General features: G+C 57.9%; 15 protein-coding genes. 10 read left to right on the top strand and 5 right to left on the bottom strand.

All coding sequences use genetic code 11. From position 1 onward, the window contains the following. Window positions 1–8: 8 nt before the first annotated feature. The 3 genes from O9H85_RS18955 to O9H85_RS18945 all read right to left on the bottom strand — a co-directional run bounded on the left by O9H85_RS18955 (window position 9) and on the right by O9H85_RS18945 (window position 4740). A complete protein-coding gene (locus tag O9H85_RS18955) occupies window positions 9–1289 on the bottom strand; it encodes an ABC transporter substrate-binding protein (RefSeq protein ID WP_269882986.1) in 1281 nt (426 codons plus the stop codon). A gap of 107 nt (window positions 1290–1396) precedes the next feature. Further along, window positions 1397–2968, bottom strand: a complete 1572-nt coding sequence (locus O9H85_RS18950; RefSeq protein ID WP_269882985.1) for a response regulator transcription factor — start codon at window positions 2966–2968, stop codon at window positions 1397–1399. Beyond that, on the bottom strand, window positions 2965–4740 hold the full coding sequence (locus O9H85_RS18945; RefSeq protein ID WP_269882984.1) for a sensor histidine kinase: 1776 nt from the start codon (window positions 4738–4740) through the stop codon (window positions 2965–2967). Before O9H85_RS18945 ends, O9H85_RS18950 begins: the two co-directional genes overlap by 4 nt. Window positions 4741–4986: 246 nt before the next feature. On the opposite strand from O9H85_RS18945, the gene O9H85_RS18940 reads away from it, so the two are divergent. The 5 genes from O9H85_RS18940 to O9H85_RS18920 all read left to right on the top strand — a co-directional run bounded on the left by O9H85_RS18940 (window position 4987) and on the right by O9H85_RS18920 (window position 8691). Then, a complete protein-coding gene (locus O9H85_RS18940) occupies window positions 4987–5667 on the top strand; it encodes a TetR/AcrR family transcriptional regulator (RefSeq protein ID WP_269882983.1) in 681 nt (226 codons plus the stop codon). A gap of 66 nt (window positions 5668–5733) precedes the next feature. Next, window positions 5734–6204 carry a DUF2306 domain-containing protein gene (locus O9H85_RS18935; protein WP_269883124.1) on the top strand — a complete coding sequence of 157 codons (471 nt, stop codon included), beginning with the start codon at window positions 5734–5736 and terminating at the stop codon, window positions 6202–6204. A 23-nt stretch (window positions 6205–6227) separates the two neighbouring features. Further along, window positions 6228–6692 carry a DoxX family protein gene (locus O9H85_RS18930; RefSeq protein ID WP_269882982.1) on the top strand — a complete coding sequence of 155 codons (465 nt, stop codon included), beginning with the start codon at window positions 6228–6230 and terminating at the stop codon, window positions 6690–6692. Window positions 6693–6897: 205 nt separating this feature from the next. Next, on the top strand, window positions 6898–7617 hold the full coding sequence (locus tag O9H85_RS18925; RefSeq protein ID WP_269882981.1) for a 3-ketoacyl-ACP reductase: 720 nt from the start codon (window positions 6898–6900) through the stop codon (window positions 7615–7617). Window positions 7618–7659: 42 nt separating this feature from the next. Next, a complete protein-coding gene (locus O9H85_RS18920; RefSeq protein WP_269882980.1) occupies window positions 7660–8691 on the top strand; it encodes an LLM class flavin-dependent oxidoreductase in 1032 nt (343 codons plus the stop codon). A gap of 124 nt (window positions 8692–8815) precedes the next feature. Here the strand turns inward: O9H85_RS18920 and O9H85_RS18915 are convergent, their stop codons facing one another. Further along, on the bottom strand, window positions 8816–9715 hold the full coding sequence (locus O9H85_RS18915; RefSeq protein WP_269883123.1) for an NAD(P)/FAD-dependent oxidoreductase: 900 nt from the start codon (window positions 9713–9715) through the stop codon (window positions 8816–8818). Between the two features lie 60 nt (window positions 9716–9775). Then, window positions 9776–10228, bottom strand: a complete 453-nt coding sequence (locus tag O9H85_RS18910; RefSeq protein WP_269882979.1) for an RrF2 family transcriptional regulator — start codon at window positions 10226–10228, stop codon at window positions 9776–9778. A gap of 162 nt (window positions 10229–10390) precedes the next feature. On the opposite strand from O9H85_RS18910, the gene O9H85_RS18905 reads away from it, so the two are divergent. From O9H85_RS18905 to O9H85_RS18885, 5 genes are all read left to right on the top strand, one after another. Then, window positions 10391–10960 (top strand): DL-endopeptidase inhibitor IseA family protein, encoded by a 570-nt coding sequence (locus O9H85_RS18905; RefSeq protein WP_269882978.1) that lies wholly within the window; start codon window positions 10391–10393, stop codon window positions 10958–10960. Between the two features lie 13 nt (window positions 10961–10973). Next, window positions 10974–11123 (top strand): hypothetical protein, encoded by a 150-nt coding sequence (locus O9H85_RS18900; RefSeq protein ID WP_269882977.1) that lies wholly within the window; start codon window positions 10974–10976, stop codon window positions 11121–11123. 367 nt (window positions 11124–11490) lie between these two features. Then, window positions 11491–12120 (top strand): TetR/AcrR family transcriptional regulator, encoded by a 630-nt coding sequence (locus O9H85_RS18895; RefSeq protein ID WP_269882976.1) that lies wholly within the window; start codon window positions 11491–11493, stop codon window positions 12118–12120. A gap of 53 nt (window positions 12121–12173) precedes the next feature. Then, window positions 12174–14546 (top strand): PEP/pyruvate-binding domain-containing protein, encoded by a 2373-nt coding sequence (locus tag O9H85_RS18890; protein ID WP_269882975.1) that lies wholly within the window; start codon window positions 12174–12176, stop codon window positions 14544–14546. Window positions 14547–14777: 231 nt separating this feature from the next. Then, window positions 14778–15014, top strand: coding sequence for a hypothetical protein (locus O9H85_RS18885; protein ID WP_269882974.1), 237 nt, complete (start codon window positions 14778–14780; stop codon window positions 15012–15014). Window positions 15015–15123: the final 109 nt, after the last annotated feature.

The following is a 15123-nucleotide window of genomic DNA, read 5'->3' as shown; positions in this document are numbered from 1 at the left end:
CCCTGCGATTATTTCTTCACGCGGTCCTTCCAGATCTTCTGAATTTCCGTTAGCGCCTGGTCCTTCGTCATTTGTCCGCCAACATACGCTTGGAGCGGCTTGGCGAACTCTTGGTTGGAGCCGGAAGGCCACAGCGTATGCGCCCACGGGATCGTCTGGTTCTTCTCGACGTAAGCGCTGAGATCGGCTGCCAGCGGTCCGAGCTCCGGCGTCGTCTTGAGGTCGGTAAAGGCCGGGATCAGCTTGAAGGAGTCGACCAGATACTTTTGCCCGTTCGTATGAAGCCAGTTCAGGAACTTTTTGCACTCCTCCAGGTTCTTCGCATCCTTATTGATGACGTAGTAGCCCGGAACGCCGACCGGCATTTTGGTTTCGGCCGCGTTGTCATTGAGCGGAATGGCGAACATGCCCATTTTCAAATTCGGATTGATCTTGGTGATGGAGTCGATGGTCCATACGCCCTGCTGCATCATCGCCGTCTTCCCGGTAGAGAAGTCCGACACCTGATTGTCGTAGCTTACGCCGACCGATTCCGCGCCCTTGCCGTACTTGACCGTCTGGTCGAGCACGTCGAAGAAGCCGTTCATGTTGACGACGTCGTTCACCTTGGCTTCGCCTTTGTTGATTTTGTTGATGGTGGCTACCGGATCCTTCTCATAGGCGAAAGGCAGATTGTACAAGTGCTGGCCGAGCACCCACCACTCCTTGTAGGCTTCGGAGTAGGACGGAATGTTAGCCGCTTTCAATTTTTCGTTAACCTGCTTCAGCTCCGTCAAGGTCGTCGGCACTTTATCGATGCCCGCCTTGGCGAACAGGTCCTTGTTGTAAATGAAGCCGTAGCCCTCGAACGCGACCGGGAAGCCGAGCTTTTTGCCGTTCACGGTCATGCCCTGCACGGCAGATGGAGAGACCTTCGACATCCAAGGCTCGTTCGACAGATCCGCCAGCTTGTCGGACCAGTCCGCGATATCTGTGAATGCCTTGGTCATGAACACGTCCGGCGCATCCCCGGAAGCGAAGCGCGTTCTAAGCAGCGTATCGTAGTCGGAGGTGACCTGCGCCTCGATGACGACGTTCGGATTCTGCGCCATATAATCGGCGGCCATCGCCTTCACTTTATCCGTAATCTCTACTTTAAACTGCATCAGCTTGATGGTCGTTTTTTCTCCCCCCGCCGATTTGCCGGCCGGCGCCGGCGTGTTGCTCGGCTCATTCCCGCCGGCACAGCCGACAGCCCCCGTAACCAGCAGCGTGGAAACGGTAAACATCGACAGCCATTTTTTTATCATTTCCGAATCCCCCTTGAATGAAATATATAGCATTGATCGGTTCGTGCTCTTAGTGTACTAAGCGGCCGGGGAGAAGGGCAGAGAATATTTTCGCCTGAAAAAGGAACTTATGAATCTCGGTGCTGCTTGCGGTATTGCAGCGGGGAGAGGCCGGTGTGCTTCTTGAACACTTTGCCGAAGTAGTTCTCGTCGGCGTAGCCCAGCGTCTGCGCCAGCTCCGTCACCGCAAGCTCTGTCCGTTCGAGAAGTGATTTGGCCTTCTCCATCCGCAGCTCCGTGAGGTAGGTCATGACTGTCGTGTTGTACAGCTCCTTGAATTTTTTGGCGATATACTGCGGACTGAAGTGAAACCGCTCGGACAGCGTCGAGAGCGACAGATCCTCCTGGAAATGCCGGTGCATGTAGTCGCGGATCGCCTGAATGCCTCCGTTGCCGCCGCCTTCGCCCCCCGCTTCCTCCATAAGGCGCCACCACTGCTGAATGAGGAGCTTCTCCCACTCGTCCAGATCGCTGATCCAGAGCGGCAGGAACAGATCGACCGGCTCCTTCCCGTTCAGCCGCAGCCGGCTTGCCCGCTCCAGCAGAAGATTGGCTTCGACGGTGCACGACTGCAGGTCCTTCAGGCTCAGCGTCCCCCGGTCCCGCAGCGAGGAAGCGAAAGAGCGGATGATATCGGCCGCATACGGCTTGTTGCCTTTGGTCAGCGCGGCCTTCAACAGAATATCCTGGTCGGTCAGCCGCGGGACGTCCTTGCTCTGCCCCGGCGCGGCCGCCGCACCCTGCATCAGGTCGCACTTCAGCAGCGCCGCCCTCGCCGAGCCGATGGCCGCCTGCAGCGTTTCGACCCGCGCCTCCGCGTCGCAGACGCCGACCAGCGCCTGCAGGCCGAGCGTCCTGCGCCAGGCCTCCGCCACGCTGTCCATATGACGGCGGTGATCCCCGGCCGCCCGGAGGCGGTTTCCTTCCATTGAGGTCAGCAGCAGCCACTGGTAATCGTCCAGACGGCATAAGTAATGCGAGCCATAAGGCTGCAGCGTCTCGTGGGCGATATTATTGACAGCGAAGACGAACAGCTCGCTGTCGCCGTAAAAGCGGCGCTCGACCAGCTCCGAGCGGTTGCGCGGGAGCACCAGAGCGACGCCGAGCCGCTCCGGCGGCAGCCCGATTTTATAGAAGATGCCCCGGATGCCCTCATGAAAGGCGGTCTCGCCCTTGAAATAGACCGCCAGCTTCTGCTCGTCCAGCAGCGCGTCAGCCTGACGCAGCCGGTAGCCGGTTTCCCGCTCCTCGCGAAGCAGGCTTTCCCGCTGCCGCCAAGCCGCGGCCGCTTTCTCCAGCGCTTGCTCCAGATCGCTTTTGCGGAACGGCTTGAGCAAATAATCGATGCCGCTGGCCCGAATGGCCGCCCGCGTATACGGAAAATCGTCGTAGCCGCTGACCACGATGACCTGGGTGTCCCAGCCCTCCTCGCGCAGCAGCCGCAGGAGCTCCGTTCCGTCCATCCCCGGCATGCTCATGTCGCAAAATAATACCCCCGGGTGATGGCGCCGAATCAATTCGATCGCCTCCCTCCCGTCCTCGGCCATGAGCCGCTCGGTCACGCCGAATTTGGCCCAATCCACGGACAGCTCGATCCCTTCGCGCACATGCTCCTCGTCATCGGCAATGAGCACTTTCATCCTGCGTTCCCCTCCTTTGCTTCCATATCATATGGAATAATCAGCGTGATTACTGTCGCCTCGTAAGGGGCGCTCTGGATGTCCCATTGAAAACCCCCTTCGTAACAGAGCCTTAGCCGCTGGAGCACGTTAATGAGCCCGATGCCGCGTTCCTGTCCCGTATGCAGCTGCCGCTCGTCGAATTCCCGCTGAATCCGCTCAATGACGGCCTGCTCCATCCCTTTGCCGTTGTCCATCACGCGGATGCGGAGCTCCCGCCCGAGCTCGATGCCGATATGGACCGTGCCGGAGCCGCTTCCCTTTTCCATTCCGTGCACGATGCTGTTCTCGACAAGGGGCTGTAAAATCATCTTGGGCACCCGAACGCCCAGGCCCTCCTGCGGACAAGAGAGCGTATAGGACAGTTTGTTCTTGAACCGCCCCGTTTGCAGCGACATGTAGTGCTCGATGTGCCGAATTTCCTTCTGCAGCGGCACGGTCTCCGTCTCGAGGTCCATGCTGTAACGCAGAATGGAACCGAGCTCGGCGATCTTGTCGCTGATCTCGTCCGAGCCGTGGCGAAGCGCCAGCGTCCCGATGGACTGCAGCGTATTGTATAAGAAATGCGGATTGATCTGTGCCTGAAGCATCTTCAGCCGCGCGGTAGTCAGCTCCAGCCGGTTGCGGTATTCCCGGTTCATGAGGTCGTCCAGGCTCACAACCATCGTCTGGAACCGGTGCTCCAGCACCCCGAGCTCATCACGCCGGCCGGTAGCCGGCTCTACATCGAAGTTGCCGGTCTCAACCCGGGCAATGCTCCGAAGCAGCCGTTTGACCGGGGAAATCGTCCAATACGATAAGATCGCCGCCAGCACGAGAATGAACAGAACGGCGACGACCTGAATCGCCAGAACCCGGCTCAGCGTCCGGTTGGCCGATTCGTTGACGACCGCCGAGGGAACGAACTTGACCATTGTCAGCGGCAGATCCATAAACTGACCCCTCACATAGATGAAGAGGCCGCTTCGCCCGTTCCACTTGCCGTTCACTGAGCCGCGAACCCCCTCCATGTCCACCCCGAGCCCGCCGTCCGCGCCTTCGGGATGGGGCGTTTCCCCGGAGGCGAGCAGCAGCTTCATATCTTTGCGGATAAAGAGCAGGATCGTCTCCCCTCCGTTCGGGACGGTGCCGGACAGCGGCTTCAGCAGCCGTCCCACCTCATCAAGGCCTACATAGAGCGACAGCATGCCGAGCACCGTCGGGCTCGGATAATCCACGATCGGCTTATGGAAGGCCAGTACGCTCTCTCCATTGATGGCCGTGACGTCATACCTGCTCTCCGGGCCCCAGCTCTCTTCCTCGCTCCTCGGAATCCTAACCGGCGGGAGAGGGACCGTCAGGCCGACCTGGGTCAGATCGGTCTTGGCGAACGTCTGCCCCGTCATGGCGCTCGTATATTGTACCGCCTGGAACTCGGGACGGTTGTTGTAAATCGAGTTCACCTGATCCGTAATGTACAGCGTCTGCACCGGCACGGCCTCCTGCGACCGCAGATAGCGCATAAGCGTCTGATCGTGGTAGAAGGAAACGGACAAGTGGTTCAGCTCGTTCAGGTAACGCTTGATATTGTCCATGCCGCTGTCCATCGTATTCTGGTTCAGCTCGATGACCTGGCGCTCCACCGAACGGGTGGTTGTCTTATAGGAAATGATGCTGGAGAGCGATAACGGAATGATGGCGGAGATCAGCATCCCGACCAGAAGCTTGGCGAACAAGCTTTTTTTGAGCCACATGAGCGAGCACCCCCTTCCGGCTAATGATAAAGCATGCAAGATATGCCTACATTGTACCGAAAATCGGGCAAGATGTAAGCGGGTCCTTTCCTCCCGCGCTGCACCTCTCTTCTGCCGGAAGGCAAGGAAGCCAAGGAACCAAGGGACCAAAAGCCTATTGAGATAAATGAGATGCAAAAAAGGCTTGCATAAAGTGCAAACTCCGTGTATAAATTTAAATAAACACCGTTCATTTAAGGAGAGGCTATGCCACCAACAGACAATGAGAACGGCAGCAAGCCCGCCGGAGCCGAAACCGCGGGACGGGTCACCCCCCGTAATAAGGGACGGCGGCGGCGAGAAGAGCAGAAGGAGGAGCTGCGCAGCCTGATCCTCCATACCGCCAGCGAGCTCTTCCTCGAGCGGGGATACCATGATTTCTCCATGCGGAAGCTGGCGGAACGGATCGGCTATTCCCCGGCCACGCTGTATCTCTACTTCAAGGATAAGGACGCTTTGCTGTTTACCGTGGTGGACGACGCCTTCAGCCGGTTCCAACGGCGGCTGGCGGAGGCGGCGGACAGTACGGCCGATCCGTGGGAGCGGCTCGGCAGCCTCAGCGAGGCGTACGTCCTCTTCGGCCTGAGCCACCCGGTATATTACCAGCTCATGTTCATGTGGCGGATCGATTACTTGACGGGCACGCCTCAAGGGGAGAAAGCGCCGCGTGTGGAAGCCTTCCTCGTGCTGGTCGATGCCGTAAGGTATGCGATGGAGCAAGGGGTTATGATCCCGGGCGACCCGGAGGCGACCAGCGACGTGTTCTGGGCGATGATGCACGGGATCGTAGCCTTTGCGATCCAGATGCCGATGTATTTTGACGAAGGGCGTACGCTCAAATTGGCCGTCGAAGCCAAGGCGGCGCTTTACAAGGCCTTTCATTTGTAGGCCTTCTTTTTCGGGCATTAAATGAACAGTGTTCATTAAAATGTTGGGGAGATGATTCAAATGATAATGTCGTTGTATCCGTATTTCTTGGCGGTCCATATTGCGGCGGGCTCCGTTTGCCTGCTGGCGGGGGCGCTGGCCGCTTGGGCGCGGAAGCGCAAGGGTTTTCATACCGTGGTCGGGGAAGTATACCACGGCAGCTACGTCCTCGTTTTCTTGACCGCCGTCATCATGGCCGTTCTGAAATGGCAGGAGCTCGCTTACTTGTTCTATATCGCCTTGTTCTCTTACGGACTTGCGCTGTACGGATATTTGGCGGGCAAATGGCGGCGGTCGGGCTGGCTCAACCATCACATTCGCGGGATGCTCGGCTCGTACATCGGCGTCATTACAGCGGTGCTGGTCGTGAATGGCGGCCCTCTCTCCTCAGCCCTCGGCATTCCGTCCTTGTCCCTGTGGTTCCTGCCGACGATTATCGGTTCCCCGATCATCGCGCTGACGGCCCGACGGTTTGCCCGTCCGCGCAAACAGGTATAAAACTTAATGGAGGTAACGTAACCATGGCCCCTTTCATCGCCTTGATGTCTTCCTTACTTGTCTTCCGGCTGACCGGCTTCCTCGGTTGGGATTTCTTCGATAGCTGGGCGTCCGCCCTGCGGGGCGCCGTCTGCGTCATGTTCTTGCTGACGGCATCCGCCCACTGGGGAACGAGGCGCTCCGACTTGATCCGCATGGTCCCTCCCGTCCTGCCGCGGCCGGACCTCATCGTTACGTTAACCGGGTACCTGGAGATCGCCGGCGCAATCGGCATTCTTCTGCCGCAGCTGGCCATGGTCGCCTCCCTCGGCTTAACCGTGCTGCTCCTTGCCATGTTCCCGGCCAACGTGAGAGCGGCCCGTGAAGGGCTCTCCATCGGAGGCCGCCGCACCCCGGCGCTGGGCGTGCGGACCTTGCTGCAGCTTGTTTTTCTGGCTGCCGTACTGCTCGCGGGTTTCGACGGCGGCGGCAGCGGCATTACGTCCTAATGCGGCCTGCCTCAAAGGACCTGCTTTACTAAAGGAAACTATCTTACAAAAAAGTGGCTGCTTGTTTTTTACAACAATAAGTTCAATAATAGAAGATGGACAGCTTATGTTCATCTTTTTTTGTCGTTGGAGCACATGAGGAATACCCGGTTGGGAAACCTGATTTATAGCAAGAAAAGCCAGAGAAAGTGAAAGGAGCAATACCATGGAACTCAAGAATCAAACCGCCATCATCACCGGTGCAGGAAAAGGCATCGGGAAAGCCGCCGCCATCACCCTCGCGAAGGAAGGCGTTCATCTCGGACTCGTCGCCAGAAGTCTCTCCGACCTGCAATCCCTTCAAACCGAGCTGACCGGCAACTACGGGATTCGGGTCGAGCTTGCCGCCGTAGATATTTCGAGCCGGTCGGATGTCGATCGGGAGCTTCCTGCGCTGGCCGACCGGCTTGGCTCCGCCGATATCCTTATTAACAACGCGGGCATTGCGATGTTCGGCAAGCTGGCGGAGATGGACCCGGAAGAGTGGGAACAAATTATCCGGACGAATCTGATGGGCACTTACTATGTCACCAGAGCCGTACTGCCGGTCATGCTGAACCAAAGCCGCGGCAGCATCATCAACATCGCCTCCACCGCAGGCGAGCGCGGCTTCGCTACGGGATCCGCCTACTGTGCCTCCAAACATGCCGTACTCGGCTTAACCGAAGCGCTTCTTCAGGAGGTACGCAAGTCCAATATCCGAGTCACCGCGCTGACGCCGAGCACTGTGAATACGGAGCTCGCCGTGAACGCCGGCTTGCCGGTAGGGGACGAGGACCGGATGATGCAGCCGGAGGATGTGGCCGAGCTTATCCTGGCTGCCCTGAAGCTGCCGCAGCGCGTGTTCATCAAGACGGCCGGCATCTGGACGACCAATCCGCAGTAAGCTTCAACCTAATTCAGGGTTCTAAGAGGAGGCTGACGAACCATGACCCAAGAACGGCAGCGTAACAAAACCATTCGCGATATCCCCGTATCCGTACTCGATCTGGCGCCCATCGTGGAGGGCGGCACTGCGCGGGATTCGTTTCATAACACGCTGGATCTGGCGCGCCATGCCGAGCAGTGGGGCTACCACCGGTATTGGCTCGCCGAGCATCATAATATGCCCGGCATCGCCAGCTCCGCGACATCGGTCGTCATCGGCCATGTCGCGGGCGGTACCAAGACGATCCGCGTCGGCTCCGGCGGCATCATGCTGCCGAACCATGCGCCCCTCGTCATCGCCGAGCAGTTCGGCACGCTTGAATCGTTATACCCGGGCCGCATCGATCTGGGCCTCGGCCGTGCGCCCGGCTCGGACCAGCCTGCGTCGCGCGCGATCCGTCGCGGCCTCGGCAGCGATGGACACGACTTCCCGGAGCTGCTGAGCGAGCTCCGCTCCTACTTTAACCCGTCGCTCGGCAACCGGCCGATGGGCGTTCGGGCCGTTCCGGGCGAGGGCCTGAACGTTCCGATCTGGCTGCTCGGCTCCAGCGATTTCAGCGCACGGCTTGCAGGCGAGCTGGGGCTGCCGTTCGCTTTTGCCAGCCACTTCGCGCCCGACTATCTCCTGCATGCGCTCCGGCTGTACCGCTCCAGCTTCCGCCCGTCGGAAGCGCTGGCGGAGCCGTACGCTATGGTCGGCATCAACGTCATTGCGGCCGATACGGACGAAGAAGCCCGCTGGCTGGCCACCTCGCAGCAGCAGCAGTTCCTGAACCTGATCCGCGGACGCACCGGCATGCTGAAGCCTCCCGTGGACCGCATGGACGAGCTGTGGACGCCGCACGAAGAGGCGATCGTTATGAAGCAGCTGAGCTACACGATCGCAGGCAATAAGGACACGGTCCGCGATCGCCTGCAGGCCGTGCTCGACGAGACGCAAGCGGACGAGTGGATCGTTGCCGCCCAGGTATACGACCATGCCGCGCGGCTGCGCTCCTTTGAGCTTGTTGCCGAGATCGTGAAGGGGCATTAGGCTGTCGGGTTTGAAGCAAAAATCGAATCCCTTTCGAAGAAGATCCATTCGTGTTTTAGATGCAGCTTTCTGACCGTATAAAAAAGGTGCCGTGACCCAAGGGTCCGGCACTTTTTTGCCTTGATCAAAAATCCTCTTCCGTCAAATCCGTATTGACTCCTATAGCCGCCCTGCTGCCCTCGGCTGCCGCGATAATAAGCTGGGACGGCGCGACGACGGACGTATCGCCGGCGGCGTAGACGTCCTTCACGCTCGTTCTTCCGAACCCGTCCGTCACGTATCCGCCCTTCCCGTTCCTCGCGCATCCCAGCCGATCGCCGAACGGAGCCGCCTGCGTCCATTGCGGTGCGACGAATCCTCCGGCCCTTCGTATTTCCCGTCCGTCCTCCAGGACGACCGATTCCAGCCGCCCATGCTGCCCGCGCAGCGATGCGATCCGCTGTTCCAGTACGGGAATGCCCTTCCGGCTCAGCCTGCTCTTCTCTTCCGCCGAGAGGTTGAAGCGACCGTTCGTGAACACGACCAGATCCCGGCTCCAGTTGTATACGACCCGGACCATATGAAACGCATGCTCTTGCTCGGCGATGACGGCCAAGGGACGATCCCTCAGCTCCCAGCCATCGCAGTAAGGACAATTGAACAAGCTTTTCCCGTAAAAGTCATGAATGCCCGGAACGGACGGCAGCGTCTCCTTCAAGCCGGCTGCCAGCAGGAGCTTCCGCGCTTGAACGATCTCCCCTTCCTCCGTCGCCAGACGGAAGAAAAGCCCCTCCCTGCGGACGTCGACGATCTTGGTTTGTACCCTTCGAACCGTTCCATACTTGTCGATGTCCTCATGAGCGATTCTCCGGAACTCGGCCGGCTTTACCCCGTCCCGGGTAATAAAGCCGTGCGACTCCCCCGTCACGACGTTCCGCGGACGGTTATTGTCGAACAGCACCGTGTTTCTTCTCGCCCTGCCCAGCACCAGCGCCGCATTCAAGCCCGCAGGACCTCCACCGATGATTGCGCAATCGAACATGATCATGCCCTCCCTAATTATAGATATTAAAGATTTATAGTGTCTTTAATTTGCCTAAAAAAATTACCTCTCTCTTGCCTCTCCTAGTACAAAAGCAACGATTCCCTTATCCATCTTCTCCGCTAAGGCCGTGATCGTCTGTTTGGTCAAGTAGCGTTCCATCTCCTGCTCCGCCTCATTCATGACCGCTTGAATCAGGCAGTTGTCCCGTCCAACGCCGGAGGATCCGTGCTCCAGCCCGCAATGAAACAAGGAGGCCGGTCCTTCAATCGCATGAATCACGTTGAGGAATGAAATGTCCGTCCCGCTGCGAATCAGCTTGTAGCCGCCGTTGACGCCCGGAGTCGAATCTATAAACCCCGCCTTCGCGAGCTTGGTCAAAATCTTGGACAGATAGGTGGGCGAAATCTTCTGAACCTCTGCGAGCGGCTTCACTCCGATCACTTTGCCCGGAGAGAGTGCGGCCAAATAAACCATGGTGTGCAGGGCATAATCAGTTGCCTTGGAGTATTTCAAAATATCACCCTCGCGAATTGTAGACTCAATATATCTGTAATATAATGCTCCATCCATCCCGTTGTCAATCTTATGAAAATATTTACAAAAAATTTGCAACCATTTCCATCCAACTTCCGTTAAAGGTGTAGGTTCATTTAGGATGAAAGAGGTGCGTCCGCTTTGGTCAAAATCAATATGAAATCCTTCGTCAGCGGCATCATCGTGGGCTCCGTGCTGTTTTCCGGCGTATCGCTCGCCGCTCCGTCGGTCGTCAAACTGATCGTGAACGGCAAGGAACTGCACCCGGAGGTGCCCGCTCAAATTATCGACGGCAGCACTCTCGTGCCGGCCCGCGCACTCGCCGAAGCGCTCGGGGCCAGCGTGACCTGGGATGCGAAGAACCAAGCCGTCATCGTAGAGAAAGCCCCCTCCCTTACGGCGTTCGGCGAAGCCGAGGTCAGGCAGCTGACATCCGCGGCGAAGGAGCATTATTGGACTATATCCATCGGGGGCAAGGGCGAGCATTCGAACGAGGAAGTTACCGTTCCGGGCAAAGATTACAGCTACCGCTGGATGGGCAGCGATCTCGATACGAAAGCGAAGCTGATCGCTTATTTGGAAGAAGTGTACACACCGGAGCAGGCGGCCGCTTTCTGGACGAAGGAGTCCCAGGACGGCAGCCTTGTGGACATCGGGGGCAAACTCGCCCAGTCGAATGCGGACGGCGGAAATCTTCTGGACTGGAGATAAGCGAAGGTTCGGGTTGTCGACGACGGGTGATAAGCAAAAGACGTTCCAGCTCACCGTCCCGCTCGGCGAATTCGAGGTCGGCTCCGAGGAGAAGCAGGTGAAGGTCCGCTGGTTGGACGGCAAAGGCTGGCGCATTGACGTGCCGGTCTCTACGATTCGTTAATCGCTTCTTTAAATCCGCATAACTTATCACATCCGGCTCCTCTCGCCTTGAGCGAAGGAGCTTTTTGTTAGTTGATAAGAATTTATAAGTTTTCGTAACTTATAGCTTCGCATCAACCTTGGTAAACGCGCTGGTCCTTGTAAGACAAGAACGGCGTAGCCGTTTATCCTAGAATTAGCAAAAAATGGGTGGAAGGTGGCTTGATTTTCCCGCCGGCGGGAAGTTTAAGACAAAGGAGCCGCCTTCCCATTTGCGCTGCTCCTTCGGCTCATTCGCCTATTGACCACTTTGGTCAATAACGTTATAATCGCATTGACCAGTGCGGTCAATATAGACTTATCCTTTTAAGAAAGCCGAGGCGGCCAAGTTGCACACCAAATTTACAAGCATCGAACCGGACAAACAGGCGCGCATCCTGAATGCCGCCATGAAGGTATTCTCGCAGCAGGGCTACGAGCAGGCATCTACTAACGCCATCGTCCAGGAAGCGCAAATTTCCAAGGGACTGCTGTTTCATTATTTCAACAATAAGAAGGCGCTATACTTGTATCTTTATCATTATGTAGTCGATAACGTCGTCCGCGATTATTACGATAAACTCGATTTGGCGGAGCGCGATCTTCTTCTCCGGCTGCGGCAGCACGCGCGGCTGAAGATCGCAATGATCCGAAAGCATCCCGAGCTGTTCGCATTCATTGTGTCCGCCGTGAACGAGCGATCCGCCGAAGTCCGGGAAGAGCTGAACCGCAGGAATCGGGAGACGATTGCCGGCGGCCTGGCCAAGCTGCTGGACGGCATAGATATTTCGAGATTCAAGGAAGGCCTTGACGTCAGCAAAGCTTTGAACATCGTCATATGGACTTTGGAAGGCTTCTCTGCCAGGGAACAGGGGCAGCTCGACTCGCATTCTCCGGACGATGCTTATTTCGAAGCGATCCTTGCCGAAATGGATACGTACTTGGACCTGTTCCGAGGGGCCTTTTATCGCGAAGGGTAGCTGGGCAGGCGGGGTGCAACCGCGTTAGATGGAATGAAAGGAGCCGGGCGAATATGGAAACGATGGTTGTCAGCCTTAAGGAAATGACCCTTGAACAGCAAGCGATGGCGGGCGGCAAAGGCGGCAAGCTGGCCTTCATGCTTCAGAAAGGCTATCCTGTACCGGACGGCTTGGTGGTCCTCCCCGCGGCGTTCGAGCAGGAGGAGCTGAACGAAGAAGCATGGGCCGAGGTTCAGGCCGGAGTCGAGGCGATCCGCGCCAAGCACCCGGGGACGTCGTTTGCCATCCGGTCCTCCGCGCGAAGCGAGGACTCGGCTCAAGCTTCTTTTGCCGGCGAATTCGAGACGCTGCTCAATGTGAAGACCGATAACGAGCTCCGCGAGGCCATTCGCACGGTTCGCCGCTCCCGGCATTCGGAACGCGTCCAGGCTTACAGTACGGCGCAAAAGCTCGGGGCCGCAGACCAGCTCGCCGTCGTTATTCAACGAATGGTACCATCCGAGCTGGCAGGCGTATTGTTCACGGCGGACCCCATTACCGGCAGCTCGGTGGCGATGACCGGCAACTATGTATACGGGCTCGGGGAACGGCTCGTCTCCGGCGAAGCCAATGCCCACCCATTTACGTTAACAAGACCTAAAGGCAGTTATGAAGGCCCTGCGGATTTCACGCGATTTGCAGCCAAGCTGTACCGGTATGCGCTCAGGCTGGAGGAGGAGCTCGGGGGTCCTCAGGATATGGAATGGGCCGTCGCCGGCGGCCGGCTCTATCTCCTTCAAACCCGTCCGATCACCACCCTGCGTGCAGGCAGCTCTGATACGTACGAATGGAACGATTCGGCCGCAGGCGATTTCCTATGGTCGAATACGAATGTCGGCGAAGCGATGTCGGGGGTGTTCACGCCGCTTAGCTGGTCTTTTCTCCGCATGCTGGACGAGGAGCAGACGGTTATCCCTGGTTATTATTTATTTTCCGGGAATCTATACGGAAGAATGTACACCAACATCAGTCTGGGTTTGTCGGTATACCCTGCTGTAGGCAAAGACATTAAGCCCCTTGTCACCCGAATGAGCGAAGTGTTCGGCCTGATGCCGGAAGACGCCGTGATTCCGGTTTTTCCTTTTACGAAATGGGGCTTGGCCAAGGCGATGGTGCCCCGGCTTATCACCCGTTTGAAGAAGATGAAGCAAGCTTCCGGCCTCATGTCCCGGCATCTCGACAGCTCGCCGTCTTGGTGCCGGACGCTGACGGCCCGGATCTCCCGCGCGAAGACGAAAGAAGCGCTGATCAAGCTGTGGAATGAGGAGCTCCTCCCCGGCAATCTCACGGCGCTGTGGGTCGCGCTGACCGGCGGCCGCCGCATGGTTATTGCCCATAAGCTGAGTCAAGCGCTGATTCGGCTAGCAGGAACAGAGGATGCCAATACGCTCATGTCAAACCTAAGAGGAGGAGCGGCGCTGGAGAGCCTGGGGCCCGTCATCGGCATTGCGAAGGTAATGCGCGGCGACATGAGCCGCGATGAATATCGTCTGAAGTACGGCCACCGCGGTCCGCACGAGTTCGAGCTGTCGATCGCGCATCCGGGCGAGGACCCCGAATGGCTCGAGCGGCAGATCGAGGATTTCCGGCAAGCCGGTACGGATGTTGAGGGGTTGCTTGCGAAGCAGAAGGCCCAATATGAAGCCGCCCTCCGGCGGCTGGAGACAAAGGTCCCTTCCGGCAAGGCTGGGCGGCTGTCGGAACGGCTGAACCGGGTAGGCGAAGCGGCCCGTCTCCGGGAATCCGTCCGCTCCGAATGGACGCGGGTGTTCCGGGTGAACCGGGCGTTCGCGCTTCAAGCGGGCCGTCTGACGGGTATCGGGGAGGATGTATTCTTCCTTTACCTGGAGGAAGTGCTGCGTTTGCTCCAAGGCGATGCCTCGATGCTTCCCTTGGTCCCGGTAAGAAAAGCAACGTTCCGCCGATACGAGGCGCTGCCACCCCTCCCCTCGCTGATCCGTGGCAAGTTCGACGCCTTCCGGTGGGCGGAGGCTCCGAATCGCCGACTCGATTATTACGATGCGACCGCCCCTGTGGCCGGCATCGATGGAGAGGGCGATGCCGAAGCTCTCCTGCAGGGCTTTGCCGGAGCGGCGGGCCGCGTGGAAGGCTTCGTGCGCGTCCTAGGGACGCCGGAGGAAGGAACCGAGCTTCGGCCGGGGGAGATCCTGGTCGCTTCCACGACCAATGTCGGGTGGACCCCGCTGTTCCCGCGAGCCGGGGCCGTCGTTACGGACATTGGGGCCCCTCTCTCTCACGCGGCCATCGTGGCCCGCGAGCTTGGCATTCCGGCTGTCGTCGGCTGCGGGAATGCGACCGCGAGGCTGAAGACCGGCGACCGCGTGCTTGTGGACGGCGGACAGGGCGTGGTCAAGATCTTGAAGTAAGATCAACCGCTTCTTCGCCCGGATCTTCAAGGAGCTTAAAGACGTCACTCTGCCAGAGTATCGGAAGGGCTGACGGGACGCCAAAATCCGAAAGCAAAGCCCCGGGAATCGGATATGTCGGATCCCGGGGCTTGTCTTTTCAACTATTAGCTACTTATCTGTGGACGTAGTACAATAGGGTTCGCACAATTATAGTTGTTCGAAACCGCATAAGGAGGAAAGAAAGGTCTTATGGCTACTATTATTTATCCAGACCAGCTTCCCGGGAGAATAGAAGCCCACCCGGTTTACTCCGACGATCAAATTGTCCAAATGTTTTTCGCCACATGTCAAAGGTCCAAATATACGGTAAGAAATTATACTAGAGCCATTAACCAGTTCCGCAGTTTTATAGGGAATAAATCGTTGAAGGACGTCACCTGGAAAGAAGTCGAAGTGTATGGAGGGTCTTCTCTGCAGAGACAATAAACCTAAAGCGCCGGCCACCGTAGCGATACATATCGCACCTTTACGTTCTTTGTATAAATGGGGAAGCGATTCGAACATCGGTGTTTTCAGTCACAATCCATTGAGCTGA

It is taken from the genome of Paenibacillus gyeongsangnamensis (assembly GCF_027533625.1).
In the GTDB taxonomy this organism is placed as follows: domain Bacteria; phylum Bacillota; class Bacilli; order Paenibacillales; family NBRC-103111; genus Paenibacillus_G; species Paenibacillus_G gyeongsangnamensis.
The sequence above is the reverse complement of the archived record's forward strand: the minus strand, read 5'-3'. Positions and strand labels throughout refer to the sequence as shown.

Coding starts and splice junctions, on each gene's coding strand:
- O9H85_RS18885 (WP_269882974.1), top strand. CDS start 14,778: ATGGCTACTATTATTTATCCAGACCAGCTTCCCGGGAGAATAGAAGCC.
- O9H85_RS18930 (WP_269882982.1), top strand. CDS start 6,228: ATGGCCCCTTTCATCGCCTTGATGTCTTCCTTACTTGTCTTCCGGCTG.
- O9H85_RS18925 (WP_269882981.1), top strand. CDS start 6,898: ATGGAACTCAAGAATCAAACCGCCATCATCACCGGTGCAGGAAAAGGC.
- O9H85_RS18940 (WP_269882983.1), top strand. CDS start 4,987: ATGCCACCAACAGACAATGAGAACGGCAGCAAGCCCGCCGGAGCCGAA.
- O9H85_RS18955 (WP_269882986.1), bottom strand. CDS start 1,289: ATGATAAAAAAATGGCTGTCGATGTTTACCGTTTCCACGCTGCTGGTT.
- O9H85_RS18935 (WP_269883124.1), top strand. CDS start 5,734: ATGTCGTTGTATCCGTATTTCTTGGCGGTCCATATTGCGGCGGGCTCC.
- O9H85_RS18890 (WP_269882975.1), top strand. CDS start 12,174: ATGGAAACGATGGTTGTCAGCCTTAAGGAAATGACCCTTGAACAGCAA.
- O9H85_RS18920 (WP_269882980.1), top strand. CDS start 7,660: ATGACCCAAGAACGGCAGCGTAACAAAACCATTCGCGATATCCCCGTA.
- O9H85_RS18950 (WP_269882985.1), bottom strand. CDS start 2,968: ATGAAAGTGCTCATTGCCGATGACGAGGAGCATGTGCGCGAAGGGATC.
- O9H85_RS18945 (WP_269882984.1), bottom strand. CDS start 4,740: ATGTGGCTCAAAAAAAGCTTGTTCGCCAAGCTTCTGGTCGGGATGCTG.